This window comes from Banduia mediterranea (assembly GCF_031846245.1).
GTDB lineage: Bacteria > Pseudomonadota > Gammaproteobacteria > Nevskiales > Nevskiaceae > Banduia > Banduia mediterranea.
Window position 1 is genome coordinate 1 of the sequence record NZ_JAVRIC010000091.1, and the last position, 260, is coordinate 260.

General features: G+C 62.3%; 1 pseudogene. It reads left to right on the forward strand.

Going from position 1 to position 260, the window contains the following annotated elements:
- Positions 1–19: 19 nt before the first annotated feature.
- Positions 20–260 (forward strand): annotated as a pseudogene (locus RM530_RS18510) (IS1380 family transposase); the annotation flags it as partial.

The window sequence follows — 260 nt, forward strand, 5'->3', positions numbered from 1 at the left end:
TCATTCACCCTATTTGCCCATGCCCGGTTTTGAAGTGCGCCAGTCGCCGCGTCTGGATTTGACCTCCCATGCGGGTCTGGCGCTGCTCGGTCAGTGCTTTGAGGCGGCGTTGGTGGATCCGCTGGTGGACGCCAGGATTCCCGTGTCTCAGGGCATGAAGACCTCGGACCTGGTGAAGTCGACGACGGCACTGCTGGCGCTGGGCAAGAGTGACTTCGAGGCGATCGAGCACTTCCGCAGCGACCGGTTCTTCAAGCGGG